This is a genomic window from Gluconobacter sp. P5H9_a (genome assembly GCF_018812085.1).
Classification (GTDB): Bacteria; Pseudomonadota; Alphaproteobacteria; order Acetobacterales; family Acetobacteraceae; genus Gluconobacter.
Genome location: NZ_JACRVW010000003.1, coordinates 240,074 through 258,126, shown reverse-complemented (window position 1 = coordinate 258,126; position 18,053 = coordinate 240,074). Strand labels below are relative to the sequence as shown.

Genomic DNA, 18,053 nt, shown 5'->3' with positions numbered 1-18,053 from the left:
GTGATGCATAACCGGCCACAAAACGGCGCGATGTTCAGCACACAAGCGCGTGTGCTGAACATTTGAACCCTTTTTTAGCGCGTCCCGAAAAGACGATCGCCAGCATCGCCCAGACCGGGGACGATGTATCCGTGTTCATCAAGCTTCTGATCAACACAACACGTTACGATCTGCACATCGGGATGCAGCTTCGTCATGTAATCAATGCCTTCCGGTGCCGCGAGCAGGCAGGCGAAAACAGGTGAAATCGCACCCGCTTCCTTGACGCGCGCAACAGCCGCCACAGCGGAATGTCCCGTGGCGAGCATCGGGTCCAGAACAATACATGTCCGCCCCGGAACGTCGCTTGGCATATTGAAATAATATTCGCTGACTTCCAGCGTTTCATGGTCGCGGCGCAGACCAATATGTCCCACGCGCGCAGACGGAACCAGATCCAGCATTCCGTCCAGAAGGCCGTTTCCTGCGCGCAGAATGGAGACGAAGCAGAGCTTCTTGCCGTCCAGTTCCTCACCTTCCATTGGCCCGCTCGGGGCTTCGATATGGCGAGACGCCAGAGAAAGCCCGCGCGTCGCTTCGTAGGCCAGAAGCAGACTGAGCTCACGGGTCAGCCGACGAAAGCCTGCTGTAGACGTATTCTTATCACGCAGACGGGTCAGCTTGTGGCGCACCAGCGGGTGGTCGAGAACGATAGGCGGCAGCGCCTGACTCATGCTTTTTCTCCTTCGGCCGGGCGAAAATCGAGTGCCAGACCGTTCATGCAATACCGTAACCCTGTGGGCGGAGGCCCATCAGGAAAAACATGCCCCAGATGCCCATGACAACCCGCACAGTGCACTTCCGTCCGAACCATTCCGTGGCTGGCGTCCTGCGTCGTCCCGACACCGTTTTCCAAAGGCGCGAAAAAAGACGGCCAGCCACTTCCGCTCTCGTATTTCGTGGCGGATGAAAAAAGTTCACGCCCGCATCCTGCGCAGGCATAAATTCCAGCCCGCTTTTCATCATTCAGCGGGCTGGAACCGGGATATTCGGTGCCATGCTCGAGCAGGATACGGCGCTGTTCCGGCGTAAGGCCGACGCCACACCCCCCGCCATTGGTTCCCGAAACGGGACCGCAGCTTTGGGTCATGGTCAATCTCCAGAAAATCTGAGGTTTTCAGTCTTGGATATATGGAAGCCGCACGCCGCTTTGTCACGCATATCTGAGTGCAAGACATGAAACTTCCTGCCTCACCAGCCGTTTAAGTTCGGCAACCCTGTTTCAGGAGGTAATGTCATGAGCTCCATTGAAGACAAGATCAAAGGCGCCACCAACAAGGTCGTCGGCAAGATCAAGGAAGAAGTTGGTCGCGTCACCGACGATGAAAAGCTTGAAGGTGAAGGCGTTGTCCAAAATCTAAAGGGACAGGCCCAGACCGCCAAGGGTGACGTCAAGGACGCCGTCAAAGGCGGCATCGACAAGATCTGACGCTCACGCGACTGTCATGTCACCTGCAACGCCCGCCATCTGGCGGGCGTTCGCATTTTGGAGGAGAGGTGGCATAATGCCCAACAGTCTTTTCCTCATTAATGCGAGACAGGAAGTCCAATCATGTCCCATACCGCTTCTTCTCCACGCCGCCCCGTCATGCTTGTCATTCTGGACGGGTTCGGCTGGCGTGAAGAAAACTCTGATAACGCGGTAAGACTGGCAAACACGCCAACGTTTGACGGACTTTGGGCGAATAACCCGCATGCTTTTCTTAAAACATGCGGAGAAGATGTCGGGCTTCCTGAAGGCCAGATGGGAAACTCCGAAGTCGGCCATCTGAATATTGGTGCAGGCCGGGTCGTGATGCAGGAACTGCCTCGCATCTCCCGCAGTGCCCGTGATGGCTCACTCGCCGAAAATACAGCCCTCAAAGAATATATTCATGCGCTGAAGGTTTCAGGCGGAACCTGCCATCTGATGGGTCTCGTCTCTCCCGGCGGCGTACATGCACACCAGGACCATATTCTGGCTCTCGCAAAAATCGTCAGCGCAGCAGGAGTGCCTGTCGCTCTACATATCTTCAGTGACGGCCGTGATACTCCCCCGCGCTCCGGCGAGGAATTCATTTCAGCCCTCCTTCGAGATCTGCCACAGACCGTACAGATTGCCACAATCAGTGGCCGCTACTACGCCATGGACCGCGATCGTCGTTGGGAGCGCGTCAAGCTGGCCGTGGATGCGATCCGTGATGGCCAAGGCCCTCATGCAGATAACGCCCTCTCTGTACTCAAAGCTAGCTACGCGGAAGACAAGGGAGACGAATTCGTTCTGCCAACTGTCCTTGGACAGTATGGAGGCATGAAGGACGGTGACGGCATTCTCTCCTGTAATTTCCGTGCCGATCGTATCCGTCAGTTGCTGGACGTTCTCGTGGCTCCGGACTTTGATGGATACGACAGCGGTCGCCGCATCAAATTTGCCGCCATTACCGGCATGACGCGCTACTCGGATCATCTGTCGCCCTACATGACAGTCCTGTTCCCCAAAGTCTCTCTGGAAGATCTTCTGGGTGAGGTCGTGGCCAAGGCTGGCAAGACTCAGCTTCGTATGGCCGAAACTGAGAAATTCCCTCACGTCACATACTTCCTGAACGGTGGTCGCGAAGTTCAGCTTCCGGGCGAAGAGCGCATTCTCGTGCCGTCTCCTAAGGTCGCCACCTACGACCTACAGCCGGAAATGTCCGCTCCTGAGCTGACAGACCGTGCCGTCGAAGCCATTGATTCCGGCCGCTTTGACATGATCATTCTGAATTTCGCAAATCCGGATATGGTCGGCCACACGGGCTCCCTGCCCGCTGCCATCAAGGCCTGCGAAACCGTGGATCAAGGGCTGGGCCGCATCAATGACGCACTTGTCCGCGCAGGTGGCACACTGATCGTCACCGCCGATCACGGAAACTGCGAAACCATGCGGGACCCTGAGACGGGCGGCGTTCATACGGCCCACACCCTCAACGTCGTTCCGGTCATTCTGGCCCATGCTGACGGCAAAACGCTTCACGACGGACGTCTGGCAGACCTGGCCCCGACGCTTCTGGCACTTCTGGGTCTTGCTCAGCCCCCAGCGATGACAGGCGTCTCCCTGCTTGAAAACGCCTGACCCAGCCGTCGTTCTGCCACTGGTTTTGGCGTTCTCGCCATTGCTGGTGGCCGCGACTGCGTCCACGCCTCATGGGCATCATACCACTGCCCACACCCACCCGGCGCATGCCCTGAGCGCGGGACAACAAGCACTCGCCCGTGCCCAGGCTGCCCGGAAAGCGCTTGAGACACAGCAGGCTCAGGAAGCCGCCACACTCCGTGCCAGACAGGCTGCTGCCGTTGCCGCACAGCAAAAGGCCCTGCAGGACAGCGCGCGAAAAGATGCACTGGCCGCTCAGACCCACACGGCCCAGACCGTGGTACAGACCACACGTTCCCGTATCGCGGCTTTGAATGTCGAAATCGCAGATCTCACAAGTCGGCAAGCAAACGTGCGGCAGGATATCGCCCACGAAAACCAAGCGCTCCAACCGCTCCTGCCCGTTGCAGCGAGACTCTCGATAGCGCCTGATGCTGCTCTGCTGGCCTCCCCGACGACTGCGACGGAGAGCATTACCGCACTTTCCATTTTAGGAGGTTTCTCCCGCCTGACCCAGCAGCGGGCTGCAAACCTGCAAACGAAGGAAGATGAGCTTCAGGAAATCGGGGCCACTCTGGAAGCCCGCCAGCAAGAGCTCGATAGCCTCCTTCAGTCACAGACTCATCAACGTGATATCGCGGCCGCCAGAACCCGGATTGCAGCCAAGCAGGAAAACGTCTCGGACCAGGCCGCACGCCGTGCGAAATCCGCAGTTGCCGAAGCGATGAAAGCGTCTGCGGACCTTTCCGCGGAAATCGACGCAATCGCCCGACAGGAAGCTCAGGCCAAAGCAACACTGGAAGCCGAAGCCCGTGCGCTCGCAAAGAGCCATCAGATGGAACAGGCGCGCAAAGCCCGTGCTCAGGTCAAAGCTCTTTCCGCCGGAAACGGTGTTTCTTCCGGGAGCGGCCACGCACCTGTCACAGGGCGTATTGCGGTCCGGTGGGGACAAGATACGGAAGCAGGTCCGTCAACAGGCATCACCTATGCCGCTGTGCCTTCTGCATCCGTTCAAGCTCCGTGCAGTGGCCGAATCGTCTTTTCTGGTCCGTTCCGCTCTTTTGGACAGATGTTGATTCTGGATTGCGGACAGAATTACCGCTTTGTTCTCTCTGGTCTGGGTTCACTGGGTGTTTCCAGCGGGCAAAGTGTCAGGAAAGCTGCCGCACTCGGACAAATGCCGTCTGCTGAGGGGCTGCTCTTTATCCAGTTGCGCCACGGCGCCCAGATCGTCAGCCCTGCTCCGTTTCTGTGACCCTGTTTTCTGACAGGGCAGGACACTGTAAGATCACGTCTTAACATTTCGGCAACCCGTTTCGCGCTAGTTCACACACTGCAAGAGACGCCGGAAGCACGCCCGTTCCCGAGGATGGAGATCACATGAAGTTCCGTACTGGCCTGTTGCTGGGCACCGCCTTTCTGGCCGGACTGGCTGTCGGACCGGGCGCACTGCGTCTCGTCGGGTCCGCTGGCAGTTTCCCCACCGCCGCCATCGCGCGCGACGTCTCTCACGACAACAGCGCTGAAACTGTTCGCCTCCTGACCCTGCTCGGCACGGTCATGGATGTCGTGAAAGCCGAATACGTCCATCCCGTGACGGACAAAGATCTCATCAACAATGCCCTGGACGGCATGGTTGGCGAACTCGATCCCCACTCGTCTTACATGACCGCCGCCCAGTTCAAGGACATGCAAACCGAGATTTCCGGCAAGTTCGGCGGTCTGGGCCTTCAGGTTCAGGCTGAGTCTGGTCATGTTCGCGTGGTGTCGCCGATTGATGGCACACCTGCTTCGCGCGCTGGTATCCAGACTGGTGATTTCATCACGATGGTGGATCACAAAAGCATTGATGGCCTGACGCTCGATCAAGCTGTTCGCAAGATGCGCGGCGATCCGGGAACATCCATCAGCCTGACCGTGGTTCGTCCGAAAACGGGCAAGACACTCACGTTCGACATGAAGCGCGAAATCGTTCACGTCCAGATCGTAAGGTCCGCTCTGTACGGCAGCACTGCGTATATTCGCCTGACAGAGTTCGACGATGATCTCGAAGGCGCAATGCATGCCGCCTTTGACAAACTGAAGGCTGAAGCTGCCAAGAGTTCAGCCCACAAGCTGACAGGTATCATCCTTGATCTGCGGTCCAATCCGGGGGGCAAGCTCGATCAGGCTATTGCCGTCTCTGATGACTTCATCAAAGAAGGAGAAATCGTCTCCATCCGCGGGCGGCATGCTGAAAATAACCAGCGCTGGGATGCGCGCGGCACGGACATCACAAATGGCCTCCCGATTGTGGTTCTGACCAATGGCGGCTCTGCGTCTGCCAGTGAAATCGTGGCCGGAGCACTGAAAGACCATCGTCGAGCTGTCATTCTGGGTGAAAAGACGTTCGGCAAAGGGTCTGTCCAAACGCTGATCCCTATTGGAGATCAGGGTGCCGTTCGCCTGACAACAGCGCGTTATTACACGCCATCTGGCCGTTCCATTCAGGGACTGGGCATCACGCCTGACATCCCCGTTGCGGAAACCAAGGACGATGACGCCTATGGTTATCGGGAAGCAGACCTGTCCCACATTCTGACCAATGTCGGTGGAAACCGGACAGCAGAAACGCCTCGGACCGATCTGCCCCCGATCTCAAAGTCTATTCCGAAAGCTCCGCCGGCAGACTGGCCAAAATTTGATCTGACTAAACCGGCAACGGACTTCCAGCTGCAGCAGGCCATCAAGGTCGTCAACGCCATGGCTGGGATCTCCAATCCTGCACCCGCAGTGGAGCAGGCTACGGAAGTCAAAGCGCCTCCAGCAGACAAAAAGGCCGCCCCTGCACCGGCGCCGACGCACTAACCCGTAGAACGACACAGGACAGCCCAGACCGTGCAGAACCGTCCCGCTTCATCCCACTCTGGGCTCTGGAGCCGCCTTCCCGTTATCGGGCGTCTTCTGATCGTGTTCTGGGGTGTCGTCTTGGTTGGTGGCACGTCAGCAACCCTGATGCTTCGGCATCAGACACCTGCTGACGTGCCACCACAAAAAACCGAAACTACTCTGGCGATACCGTCACACCCGCCAGAAAATACTTCTCCCAGTGAAAAGACATCCCCCCCGGCTACGCCGGTAAATCAGAATTCCAAAGCCGCTCTCAACACAAATTCATCGGTCTCACCAGTGCAACCTGCGTCACCTATAAAAACGCCGGAAATGCCGCCCCCGATTGCGCAGACAACCCATACTGATCTGGCGACGATTACAGCTTCAGGCAAAAGTGTTGTGGCCATCGTGCTCGAAGGTTTCGGGTATTCAGACGCCATGACATATGACGTCCTTTCCCGTATCCCTGAGCCGGTTGCTGTCGGTGTGTCACCCTATCTTGGCAACCTGACGGACGTCCTGTCCCGAGCACATGCTGCCCATCGCGAAACTTACGTCACACTTCCCATGCAAAGCGCTCATCCGGAGCAGGTTGACGAAGGCCCTCATGCGTTAGGCTATGGCAATTCGGAAGCGGAAGACCGACAGGAACTGGACTGGTGCTTCTCGCAGGCCAAAGGAGCCACAGGTCTAACCGATGCCTCCGAAGCCGGAGACAGTCAACCGGTGGGCGGCTACGCAACTACCCCTGCATTTCAATCGCTGGCAGATGTGATTTCCAGCCGCGGCTTTCTATACATCAGCAGATCTTCGCAGGAAGACCGTCATATCCGGGGGATGACAGCATCCACGTGGATCAATGGTGACACAGATGGCAAAACGCTTGAGGCAAAATTTGCAGCCCTAGTCCCAGACGGGGCCAAGCCCACCCATGTTCTGTTGATGATGGGGCCGCTGACACCCGTCGCAATCGACCGCCTCGAAGCATGGTTGAAAAGCCCGGCGGCAGAGCGTTTCATTCTGGTCCCGCCCTCCGCACTTGCCGACAACGGCACGACGGACCATCAGGCATCCATCCAATCAACAAACATCCAGACGGCACCCCTATGACCGATTTTTCAGACCTGCCCTACCGCCCCAATGTTGGCGTGGCGTTGTTCAATCGTCATGGAGAGCTCTTCGTCGCCCGTCGCGCCGATCTGCCTGGGGATATCTGGCAATGTCCCCAGGGCGGTATTGATGACGGAGAAGACCCGCGAACTGCGGCCTTCCGTGAACTTGAAGAAGAAACTGGCTGTACGAAGGCGACACTGCTCGCAGAACGGCCGGACTGGCTGTCCTACGATCTTCCTGTCCCTCTGATTGGCCGTGCGCTAGGCGGAAAATTCAGAGGCCAGACACAGAAATGGTTTGTTCTCGGATTTGATGGAGAGGACGGGGATATCCGTCTGGATCTTCATCTCCCGCCCGAGTTCGATACATGGGAATGGATTGCCCCTGAGAATCTTCTTCAGCGCAATCTGGGGTTCAAGCGAGAGCTTTATGAAAAGCTCCTGCCTGAACTCAAAAACCTCTATCAGGCCGCTTCAAGAGACTGGCTTCGGACCAATCGGGCGTAGAGGCCGTTCTTCTTGAGCAGTTCAGCATGAGACCCAGATTCAACCGCTTTGCCTCCATCCATCACAACGATAACGTCGGCAGCCTGCACGGTTGAAAGTCGGTGCGCCACAATAACAGTGGTGCGCCCTGTGCGAAGCGTACCGAGAGCTTCCTGAACGCGAGATTCACTCTCGGAATCCAGCGCACTAGTTGCTTCGTCCAGCAACAATACGCGCGGGTTACGCAGAAGAGCTCGCGCGAGAGCAACACGCTGTCGCTGTCCCCCTGAAAGGCGCCGTCCCCCCGGCCCAACACGCGTTTCCAATCCATGTGGAAGATTACCGAGAAAATCAACGGCTGCCATCCGACAGGCGTTTTCGACCTCTTCCCTGCTCGCATCCGGGCGGCCAATCCAGATATTTTCCATGAGAGACATATCGAAAAGTGTCGTGTCCTGACTAACATACGCGATCGCATCACGCAGGGACGATACGCGCACATCCCGAATATCTACACCCTCCAACAGAATACGTCCTGCCGTCACGTCATGCAGACGAGGAATGAGGGAAAGTGCAGTTGATTTTCCCGCACCACTAGGGCCCACCAGCGCCACTGTCTGCCCCGGTTGAACATCTAAGGTCAGACCGGCCAGTCCGACACGCCCATCCTCGTATTCGTAGGATGCCTGCTCAAAAACCAGATGCCCGGTTCCAGACGGGACCGCCTGAGCGTCCATACGCTCGACGACCGCTGGCGGCTCATCAATGACAGCAAAGACACGAGACAGCCCGGCCAATCCTTCCTGCATCGCCGTATTGAGAGAGCCCAGAGCCCGAATTGGGCGCGCCGCCGTCAACAGAGCCGTAATGAAAGCCGTGAAATCGCCAAGGGTGGCTCCCCCCATTGCAGCACGCCATCCAGCGAAGCCAAGTACGACAGCGACAGCAGTTCCGCCGAGAACTTCCAACACGGGATCAACACGCGCACGCCCCTTCGCAATCCGCAGAAACGCTATGTGCAACAGATCTAGGGAATGATCGACGCGCTTACTCTCCCGGCTTTCCATCCGGTAGATGCGCACCTGACGTGCCAAGGCGAAGCTTTCGTTGAGAAGCGCAGAAGTCTCGCCAATCTGCTCCTGCATCCCCCCCGACGCCCGACGAACCTTTTTACCAAGCTTCTGGATCGGCACAGCAGCAACCGGATAAAGCACTAGAGCAATCAGGCTAAGTTCCCAGTCAGCCCAGATCATGGCTGCTACAAGCCCGACCACAGTAACAGCGTCGCCCAGCGCATTCACGACCCGGACCATGGCTTCACGGATCGAAACAGCGTCTGTCGTGAAACGCGCGGCCCACTGAGCAGGCGCTTCGCGCTCAATGCGCGAAATGTCTGTTTGCAGGGCATGTGCAAACATCCGCGACTGAAGCCCGCGGATAACAGTCAGTACCAGCCCTTGAACGGCAATTGTCTGCCCATACTGCGAGGCAGCTTTGAGGGTCGTTACAATCACAACGAGTGCCGGCACCTGGTAAAGAATGCGCGGGTCCTGAGCCGCAAACATGTCTACAGCGCGTTTGATCACCACTGGATAGAGCGCTGTCAGTCCTGCCATCAGAACCGTCAGCACAACCACGCTCACAATCTGGCGCACGTGATGACGCATTTCATCACGCCAGATCCGTCGAATCAGAATCTGGCTGTCTGTATCAAGGGCTGTCTTTCTGCTCATTCGAGGGGGTTTAGCAGGCCTCTGCAAAAGCACGAAACCGCGACGACGCCATGAGCCTACTCTGACGCGTCGCCCATCTTATCCAGAAGATACGCCATGCATGCGTCTCGGCCCGGAAGGCACCCGTGGTTCATCCACCACAAACGCCCCTTAGCCAACCACTGCCCCATGCCTGGGCCTGGCATAATCCCGGCGTCTCTGGCCTCTTTGCCTCCAAGCGGGAACACAGGTTGCGGTTCCTGCTCTAGACGATCTCGCAGCCTGTTCCATTCAATACTCGGGGCACCAATCAGCGCAGCCTGCAACAGCCAGCTTCTGTCCAGCAAAACAGAAAGGTTTTGTTCCACACGTGCTCGCCGGACATCGTCGGCAGACATTGCGGGTGCCAGATCTGGCCGATCAGAATCAAACAAGTGCAGCCGGTCACGATCCGCATTGGAGAGTCTTAGACACTCTGCCAGCACTTCACCTTGCCCATGACCGAGAGCCGAGAGCCGCAACACTGGATCTTCTGGCGCTTCACACATCAGAAGCCGCTGTAACAGGACCAGATTGGGTGCAGGGACAATCCGAGCCAAAAGTCCAACGTCCTGCATAGCCTGCAACGTTTCCTGTACTCTTGGTCCCGTCAGGATCCGCAGGAGTTCTGAGGCAATCCGTTCGGCAGACAAGCCATCAATCAGATCAAGCCGTTCCGCAATCGCCGTGCAAGCCTCATGATCGGGTGTTCCCCTGCCATAGCGGGCATTGAAGCGAAAAAATCTGAGCGCCCGTAGAGCATCTTCCTCAATGCGGCGCCCGGCATTTCCAACAAATCGAACGTGATGGGCTTCAAGGTCCCGGCTGCCCTGGAAATAGTCATGCAGACGATCATGCCGATCCAGAGACATCGCGTTGATGGTAAAGTCCCGGCGTGCAGCGTCTTCTTCCCAGCTTTCTGTCCAGGCAACCACAGCATGGCGACCATCTGTCTGCTCGTCACGCCGTAGGGTTGTAATTTCGTACGGCACACCACGAATCACAGCCGTCACCGTGCCATGAGATAATCCGGTCGGAATAACCCGGACTCCGTTAGCCTTCAGAATGTCCTGTACGATTTCGGGAGGCTCAGGCGTTGCCATATCCAGATCGTGCACGGAGACGCCGCGCAGCAGATCTCTGACGGACCCGCCAACTAGGCGTGCTTCTGGCAGGAGCCTCCACAAAACATCCAGACCACTCCGGTCGTCCAGACGGGTCAGAAGTCCGGATGTCTCCGTCATGGTTGACGTGATAACGGGAAGAAACAGTCTTGGCTCCAGACGCCCAGACACGGCTTGCCCTCTACATGTCCCTGCACAGCAAGAGCCGCAAGCTCAAAATGAACGGACCGGCTGATTCGCGCCTGGATCGGGAAATCACCTTCCCCGTTTCTCAAATGAACGTAAGGAATGGCTCCACACTCATCGAGCGGACGGTCCCAGTCACACAGGATGGGGTGTTTCGGCCCCACGCAAACGAGTTCGTCCATATTGGTGCGGAAACAGAGCGTCTGGTGGCGCCCACAGCTTCCCCGAAAGTCCATTTCAACGGCGATGTAGGGAACATCCTCCACCTGAATAACCCCACTTTCCATGGGCGTTTTCAGCCAGTACGTGCCTTCGCTATCGCGTCTCAGCATGGACGAAAACATGCAAAGCATCGCCTTGCGCGTCACGGGAGACCCCCGATACAGCCAGGTACCATCCCGGCGAATCAGAAATGGAATTTTCCGGACACCGGTAGAGGGTGCTGCGGCAGCTTCAGCAGGTCCCGTCGCGGGGAAAACGTCAGATGGGGAGACATCCCGACAATCATGAGCGCTCAATTTTCCCTCCGGTTAAAATGAAAACTTCTCTTCTCACACCAAGTTGGGTGCAATCGAGCCTTGATGAAACCCCCACACCTGTCAGACTGGTGATATGAGCGAGCAGCATTATTCTACCGGCGCCTCCGCCGGAACCCTCCGGGGCGAAGCAGATGTGGCCGAGGCCGATCGTCTGGCCCCTGTTCTCCGCGATGTCCACACAGCTATCGGCAGTATCGTGCTGGGACAAGACCGGGTGATCGAGCAGGTTCTCGTCACGATCCTGTCTGGCGGTCACGCACTTCTGATGGGCGCGCCGGGCCTTGGCAAAACCCTTCTCGTCAATACGGCATCCCGCGTGCTGGGACTGGATGCCACGCGTATCCAGTTTACGCCTGATCTGATGCCATCAGACATCACGGGTGCTGAAATCCTGGATCAGGACGTTAACGGACAGCGGGCCTTCCGATTCCTTCCTGGCCCGATCTTCGGACAGCTTGTGCTGGCGGATGAAATCAACCGCGCGAGCCCCCGCACGCAGTCCGCCCTGTTGCAAGCCATGGCAGAACACCGCGTAACGCAGGGTGGCAAGGATTACATTCTTCCAAGCCCCTTCCACGTTCTCGCAACACAGAACCCGATCGAGCAGGAGGGCACCTATCCGCTGCCCGAAGCCCAGCTCGATCGCTTCATGCTTCGCATTCCGCTGGATTTCCCCAACCGGGACGCAGAGCGCCAGATGCTCCTGCAAACAACGGGCGCCACAACGGCGCAGGCGCCGACGCTTCTGAACGCCGAATCCCTTCTGGCAGCGCAGGCCCTCGTTCGCCGGCTTCCTGTTGGCGATAAAATCGTTGACGCAATCCTGAGCCTGACGCGCGCCCTTCGTCCAGAAGACCCATCTGCTTCTTCCGAAGTCCGGGACGCCGTTTCTTTCGGCCCAGGTCCTCGCGCCGCGCAGGCCCTGATGATTGCGACCCGTGCCCGCGCCCTGCTGAACGGCCGTCTTGCCCCCAGCCTGGACGATGTCATCGCGTTGGCCGAACCCGTCCTCTCACACCGTATCGGTCTTGGCTTCGGTGCGCGGGCCTCCGGCGTAACAGTCGAAGCCCTGATCCGCGCACAGGCTCAAACGATCCTCTGACCCCTGTGAAAAGTCCGATTGAAACGCTCCGGGGCCTGTTCTCCTCCCAGAACAGGCACTCTCCCGCCTCTCTCACGGCACCAGCCGAGCGGCTCGCCCTGCCGGCTCTGCTGCTTCAGGCCGAAAAGATTGCAGCCAGCCTTCAGGCCGGCACACATGGCCGCCGACGCTCCGGAGGCGGGGAAGACTTCTGGCAGTTCCGCCCCTATCATTCTGGGGAACCAGCAACGGCCATTGACTGGCGGCAGTCCGCGCGCTCTCCCATTGAAAACACGTTCTGGGTGCGGGAACGGGAGCGGGAAAACGCCCAGTCTCTGCTCGTGTGGTGCGATCCCTCTGCATCCATGGACTGGCGGTCTTCCAACCAGCTCCCCMCCAAACGGGATCGTGCTCAGCTCTGTACACTGGCACTGGCCGGTGCGGCTCTCCGCGGTGGTGAACGGGCTGGCCTTCTGACAGGGCCAGAAGCCGGACGCGTTTTTGGTGGAGCTCAGGTGCTCAGCCGGCTTGGCGAGGCTCTCCTTCACTCTTCGACGGATGAACCAGAACTTCCTCCCCTGAATGCGCTGTCACCTCAGACAGACTTGGTTCTCATCAGTGACTTTCTTTGGGAAGAAGACCGGATCGAAGCCGTTCTCAAGCATTGTGCCAGTCGGCCTGTCCGCGTCCATCTGCTCTGCATTCTGGATCCCGGCGAGCGTTCCCTGAACCAGACAGGACGAATCCGCTTTTCCGGTCTGGAGGGCGGTGTTTTGACCCTTCCCGCCGTGGAAAGTCTCAATTCAGCTTATGAACACGCGGTCTCAGCGCATCTGGATGCGTTGAAAGCAAGTGCAGCAAACCTGCATGCCGACTGCATTGTGCATGAAACATCGCAGGACCCGCTCCCTGCGTTGCTGGCACTCCACCTCGCCATGGGAAGCGGACGATGATTTTTCTCTCGCCTCTTCTTCTGCTTGGTCTGCTCGCACTTCCAGCACTGTGGTGGCTTGTCCGCGCGACACCTCCTGCTCCGCAGGAGAAGTCCTTTCCATCACTACTGCTGCTCCGCCGCCTGACGGCGCAGCAGGAGGATGCAGCCCGTTCGCCTCTGTGGCTCCTGATTCTGCGGATTGCCGCAGTTGCACTGGTTATTTTCGGCCTTTCCCGTCCCGTCCTCATTCCACACAGCTCTGGGAAGACTAACGGTCCTGTCCTCATTGTTCTGGATGACGGATGGGCCGCAATCCCGCACTGGAATGAACGCGTTGCAGCGGCTCTTTCCCTTGGACAGTCAGCTCTCCGCAGCGGAAACCCGGTAATGCTTGTTCGTGCAGCCCGCTCCCCCGATGGCGCGATGCCGGAGCCTTTCGTCACGAGAGACAGCCACGCTCTTTCGGAACGTCTTGAGCACATGCGCCCTCAGCCCTGGCCGGTTGATCGCGCAGGGCTGGCTGACGAGCTTGGCCATATGGATCTGTCGAACCAACATATTACCCTGCTGTCTGACGGGGTCGCCGCCCCTCATGACGAAGCTCTGCAAAGAGCCTCGAGCAAAGCAGAAGCGGTCCAAGATATGCGCTGGAACCCCTGCGATGTTCTACGCCTGAGCGCCAATCAGGAGGCAAACGGCACCCTCCATGCAAAGGTCGAAGGGTTTTCTTGCCCCAGCCGAACAGCCACGGTTCGTGCCGTTGCAGGGAATGGCGGGACCTTGGCGGCGTATCCGGTTCAGGTTGGGGAAGACAAAATACTTCCGCTACCTGCGCTACTTCGCAACCAGCTGGATCATTTCGCTGTAGAAGGACTGGCAGGCCCAGCGACGACAGTGCTGAGAGGAGACGCCGGGCATCGGCGCCCCGTTGGTCTCCTTCAGACGCCCGGTGACAACACACCGCTCATTGGTTCAGCATTCTTCCTTAACCATGCGCTCGATACACTCTCCGAACGCCGAACCGGTGACGCTAGCGCTCTGCTTGGTTCATCACTTTCCGTCTTGGTGGCCACCGATGGATCCCTGTCTGGCGAGCAGACCCGCAACCGCGTTCTCGAGTGGGTCCGGCATGGTGGAATGCTTATCCGCTTTGCTGGGCCGGGCCTTGCAGCCGCTCAGTCTTCGCAACAGGATAACGCGACCGACGACGCACCGGATGCCCTGCTGCCCGTTCCCCTGATGAGCGGTATGCGCCAGCTTGGGGGGCCGATGTCCTGGGGCAAGCCTCAGGCTCTGGAAACTTTCCCCGCCACGTCGCCTTTTGCTGACCTCGCCATTCCGCCGGACGTGACAGTCTCACGACAGGTTCTTGCGAAGCCAGAGACGGGCTTGCAGGATCACGTCTGGGCCGCATTGGCAGACGGGACGCCCCTGGTAACGGCACGGTCGGAAGGCAATGGAGAAATTGTCCTGTTCCACATCACAGCCTCTCCGGACTGGTCCAATCTTCCCATTTCCGGCCTGTTTCCACAGATGCTTGAGCGTCTGATCGAGCGCTCCGCAGGCGTGACTGGCACGAGCCCCACCGATCTTGCCCCTTGGCGCACACTGGACAGCATCGGCGGCCTCACTATGCCTCCCGCAGCAGCCAGAGCCGTCAAAGCTAATGCTCTCGCCACCACAGAGGTTAGCGTCACACATCCAGCAGGGCTCTATGGTCCCGCCCACGGAACACGCCCACTGAACCTGTCAGACCACGCCGCCCCTCTTCGGGAAGAGGCGCTCATGGGAACGCAGCTTACGCCCGAAGGCGCGTCACCAGACCGGCCGCTTGGCCCATGGCTTCTGGCCACCGGGCTGCTGGTCCTGCTTGTGGATTTTGCATTGTCCCTGCGACGGCGTGGCCTGCTTGGCCCTCTGTGTGGTGCACTTGTGGTACTTTCGTTCCAACAGGCCCAGGCTCAGCAACCAGTCCCCTCAGCACTCCCGACAACGGTGCCGCAGGCCGCATTGGAAACCCGGCTGGCCTACGTCATCACTGGCAATGACGATGTGGATACAGCCTCTCGCGAAGGACTTCAGGGGCTGTCTGACTATACAAGTGCCCGAAGCTCTGCCCTTCTTGGGCACCCTGACGGTGTGGTTCCCGGGAAAGACGATCTGGCGTTTTATCCGCTCATCTACTGGCCCATTACAGCAGACGCACAACCGGATGCCGCTCGCACCAAAGCCCTGAACGCCTTCATGGATCACGGCGGGATTCTGCTGATTGATCAGCAGGGTGCCGGCACGGATATGGATGCAGGATCAGGAGGCGCCGTGAGAGCCGCTCTGAAGCGCGTCACGGACGGACTGACCATTCCTCCTCTTGCCAAACTCACGGACAAGCACGTTCTGGGGCACACGTTCTATCTACTCCACAGCGGCTTCCCGGGGCGCGTCAATGGGCAGCCCGTTTATGTGGCTCGTAACGGAGATGAAGCGAACGATGATGTCAGCCCCGTCATCATCGGCAACGGAGACTGGGCCCACGCATGGGCTATCGATGCGTCTGGCAACCACCCTTACGCCGTTCTCCCCGGTGGCGATGATCAGCGCACACAAGCCTATCGTTTTGGCGTCAACATGGTGCTCTACGCCTTGACCGGAAACTACAAGAGCGATCAGGCCCATTACCCGGAAATGCTCCATCGTTTGGGGCAGGACAATCCTGACACGCAAAGCCCCTCCGTCGGCACGGACGAAGACGAGGAGGACGCACCATGACGTTCGACCTTGCCCCCATGCTTCCACTTTGGCTTCTGGCTACTGTGGGCGCACTCATTATTTTAGGCGCCCTTTACGGTTTGGTGCGTGGTGCGCGCGGGATGGTCTGGCGTGCGTTGGCCGTTCTGATGCTTCTGGGCTGGATGGCTGGACCGCGCTCCCTGCATCCAGTTCTTCGACCTGTTCCACAGGATGCCCTTCTGATCGTGGATCATTCTCCGTCCATGCAGGTCGGGCAGCGTGCATCTCTCGCAGATCAGACAGCCAATCAGATCACGCAGGATGCAACGCACCTGCCGGGCCTGACACTTCATCGCATTGATGTGCCGGGAGGCTCAGGCCACGGAACGCGCCTGTTTGACGCGATGGATCACGCGGATCTGCCGCAAGGTCGGTTTGCCGGGGCCATCGTTGTCACGGATGGCATGGATCATGACGTTCCGTCCCGGCTTCCAACTCGCTTTCAGGGCCCGAACGGACAGAGACTACCGCTTCATCTGGTTCTGGCGGCGAAGGGAGAAGAAACGGATCGTCGTCTGCGAATTTTGAGCACTCCGCCGTATGCCATTGTCGGCCAGAACGCGACCATTCGCCTTCAAGTCGACGATCTGGGAACGCCTGCCCCCGCGACAGCAACCCTGACCGTCCGTGCGGGAGACGCTCCTGCAACAACTCGCACGATCCAAACGGGCCAGCCGCAGGATATTACCGTTCCTGTCCAGCATCCCGGTGAAACATTGGTTGGCCTCTCCGTCTCAGCCCTCCCGGGCGAGGCCTCTACGCTGAACAACAACGACGTTATTCGCATTCGCGGCGTTCGGGACCGGCTGCGCGTTCTGCTGGTTTCTGGCGTCCCGAACCAGAGTGAGCGTGTTTGGCGCCGTCTGCTGAAAGCGGACCCGTCAGTCGATCTGGTCCACTTCACCATTCTCCGCTCCCCGAGCACAGATGATGGCACCCCGCTTTCGGATCTGGCGCTGATACCTTTCCCGATCAGGGAACTGTTTCAGGAAAAAATCCGCAGCTTCGATCTCATCATTCTGGATGGATTTCGCAACAGCAACATCCTGCCGGAAGAGTATCTGACAAACATCGCGGATTATGTTCGCCGTGGTGGTGGCCTGCTTGTCACGGCGGGGCCGGAATTCGTGCAGGATGGCTCCTTGCAGGACACGACACTGGCTCAGGTTTTTCCAGCGCATGTGCCAACCGATGGCCTGGTGTCCCAAGCCTTCCGCCCCGTTCTGACAGATCTCGGCAAAGCTCATCCCGTCACAGCGGGACTGGGCAACAGCAATGACTGGGGTCCCTGGTACCGTTCAGCAAAGGTGGACCAGTCACACGGCCAGAATTTGATGAACGGCCCCAATGGCTCACCCCTCCTTCTGCTTGACCGAGTGGATCAGGGACGCGTTGCGATGCTTCTGTCTGATCAGCTTTGGCTCTGGTCACGCAATGAAGGCGGTGGAGGCCCACAAGCTGAACTCCTGCGGCGCCTCTCGCACTGGCTCATGAAAGAACCGGATCTCGAAGAGAACCGGCTAAGCGCCCGCATCGAAAATGGTCAGCTTCTGGTAGACCGTCATGCGCTGGGTCAGACCGCCATAACTCCACAAGCCATAGTGACTCTTCCCGACGGTCACACCCAGCCTATTACCATGACAGGCGGGAAAGGCCTCTGGCATGGCAGCATGCCGGTAACGGGCGGCGGTATCTGGACAATCCGGCAAGATGGCCTTGTCGCCTTCGCCAGTCCTGCCGCACAGGACACTCTTGAACGACAAGACTTACGGGCCACCGCAACCATTATGGGTGCGACTGCCAAGGCATCCGGTGGAAGCCAGAACTGGGCAGGAATCGGTATTCCTCATCTGCGACAAATCACCACAGGGCAGGATCTATCCGGTTCGGGATGGATCGGCCTGCCAGTCAGTCAAGCGGCCGTGGCCGGGGAAACGCGAACGCAGGACCTCGTTCCAGCATGGCTTGCGCTCGTTCTCGCCCTACTATTCCTTGGCTTTGGCTGGTGGCGGGAAGGACGGTGATATTGCA

At 58.6% G+C, this 18,053-nt stretch carries 15 protein-coding genes; 10 read left to right on the top strand and 5 right to left on the bottom strand.

Going from position 1 to position 18,053, the window contains the following annotated elements; genetic code table 11:
• Window positions 1-74: 74 nt before the first annotated feature.
• Both upp and msrB read right to left on the bottom strand, forming a co-directional pair.
• Window positions 75-713 carry a uracil phosphoribosyltransferase gene (upp, locus tag KP708_RS05455; protein WP_215750727.1) on the bottom strand — a complete coding sequence of 213 codons (639 nt, stop codon included), beginning with the start codon at window positions 711-713 and terminating at the stop codon, window positions 75-77.
• Complete coding sequence (gene msrB / locus KP708_RS05450) at window positions 710-1,129, bottom strand: peptide-methionine (R)-S-oxide reductase MsrB (RefSeq protein ID WP_211508710.1); 420 nt, start codon at window positions 1,127-1,129, stop codon at window positions 710-712. The genes upp and msrB overlap by 4 nt, the downstream gene beginning before the upstream one ends.
• Window positions 1,130-1,276: 147 nt before the next feature.
• Here msrB and KP708_RS05445 point away from each other — a divergent pair, with 147 nt between their 5' ends.
• From KP708_RS05445 to KP708_RS05420, 6 genes are all read left to right on the top strand, one after another.
• Entirely contained in the window at window positions 1,277-1,468 is a 192-nt protein-coding gene (locus KP708_RS05445; protein ID WP_046901216.1) for a CsbD family protein, read from the top strand.
• A gap of 123 nt (window positions 1,469-1,591) precedes the next feature.
• On the top strand, window positions 1,592-3,130 hold the full coding sequence (gene gpmI, locus KP708_RS05440; RefSeq protein WP_215750726.1) for a 2,3-bisphosphoglycerate-independent phosphoglycerate mutase: 1,539 nt from the start codon (window positions 1,592-1,594) through the stop codon (window positions 3,128-3,130).
• On the top strand, window positions 3,117-4,406 hold the full coding sequence (locus KP708_RS05435; protein ID WP_215750725.1) for a murein hydrolase activator EnvC: 1,290 nt from the start codon (window positions 3,117-3,119) through the stop codon (window positions 4,404-4,406). The genes gpmI and KP708_RS05435 overlap by 14 nt, the downstream gene beginning before the upstream one ends.
• 125 nt (window positions 4,407-4,531) lie before the next feature.
• Window positions 4,532-5,998, top strand: a complete 1,467-nt coding sequence (locus KP708_RS05430; RefSeq protein ID WP_215750724.1) for a S41 family peptidase — start codon at window positions 4,532-4,534, stop codon at window positions 5,996-5,998.
• A 30-nt stretch (window positions 5,999-6,028) separates the two neighbouring features.
• Window positions 6,029-7,132 (top strand): divergent polysaccharide deacetylase family protein, encoded by a 1,104-nt coding sequence (locus tag KP708_RS15720; RefSeq protein ID WP_215750723.1) that lies wholly within the window; start codon window positions 6,029-6,031, stop codon window positions 7,130-7,132.
• Window positions 7,129-7,641 carry an RNA pyrophosphohydrolase gene (locus KP708_RS05420; protein ID WP_215750722.1) on the top strand — a complete coding sequence of 171 codons (513 nt, stop codon included), beginning with the start codon at window positions 7,129-7,131 and terminating at the stop codon, window positions 7,639-7,641. Before KP708_RS15720 ends, KP708_RS05420 begins: the two co-directional genes overlap by 4 nt.
• Here the strand turns inward: KP708_RS05420 and KP708_RS05415 are convergent.
• Genes KP708_RS05415 through KP708_RS05405 form a run of 3 tightly spaced genes read right to left on the bottom strand, consistent with a single transcriptional unit; the run spans window position 7,599 to window position 11,199 of the window.
• Window positions 7,599-9,353, bottom strand: a complete 1,755-nt coding sequence (locus tag KP708_RS05415; protein ID WP_202207696.1) for an ABC transporter ATP-binding protein — start codon at window positions 9,351-9,353, stop codon at window positions 7,599-7,601. The genes KP708_RS05420 and KP708_RS05415 overlap by 43 nt on opposite strands.
• 56 nt (window positions 9,354-9,409) lie before the next feature.
• Window positions 9,410-10,615, bottom strand: a complete 1,206-nt coding sequence (locus KP708_RS05410; protein ID WP_215750721.1) for a CCA tRNA nucleotidyltransferase — start codon at window positions 10,613-10,615, stop codon at window positions 9,410-9,412.
• Complete coding sequence (locus KP708_RS05405) at window positions 10,612-11,199, bottom strand: DUF1285 domain-containing protein (RefSeq protein WP_215750720.1); 588 nt, start codon at window positions 11,197-11,199, stop codon at window positions 10,612-10,614. Before KP708_RS05405 ends, KP708_RS05410 begins: the two co-directional genes overlap by 4 nt.
• 94 nt (window positions 11,200-11,293) lie before the next feature.
• Between KP708_RS05405 and KP708_RS05400 the strand changes: the two genes are divergently transcribed.
• The 4 genes from KP708_RS05400 to KP708_RS05385 are packed head-to-tail and all read left to right on the top strand — an operon-like array spanning window position 11,294 to window position 18,046.
• The gene (locus tag KP708_RS05400) at window positions 11,294-12,322 is read left to right on the top strand and encodes a MoxR family ATPase (RefSeq protein ID WP_046901207.1); all 1,029 of its coding nucleotides are present in this window, start codon (window positions 11,294-11,296) and stop codon (window positions 12,320-12,322) included.
• A gap of 5 nt (window positions 12,323-12,327) precedes the next feature.
• Entirely contained in the window at window positions 12,328-13,254 is a 927-nt protein-coding gene (locus KP708_RS05395; protein ID WP_215757157.1) for a DUF58 domain-containing protein, read from the top strand.
• Window positions 13,251-16,001 (top strand): DUF4159 domain-containing protein, encoded by a 2,751-nt coding sequence (locus KP708_RS05390; protein ID WP_215750718.1) that lies wholly within the window; start codon window positions 13,251-13,253, stop codon window positions 15,999-16,001. The genes KP708_RS05395 and KP708_RS05390 overlap by 4 nt, the downstream gene beginning before the upstream one ends.
• A complete protein-coding gene (locus KP708_RS05385; RefSeq protein ID WP_215750717.1) occupies window positions 15,998-18,046 on the top strand; it encodes a VWA domain-containing protein in 2,049 nt (682 codons plus the stop codon). Before KP708_RS05390 ends, KP708_RS05385 begins: the two co-directional genes overlap by 4 nt.
• The last annotated feature ends 7 nt before the right edge of the window (window positions 18,047-18,053 follow it).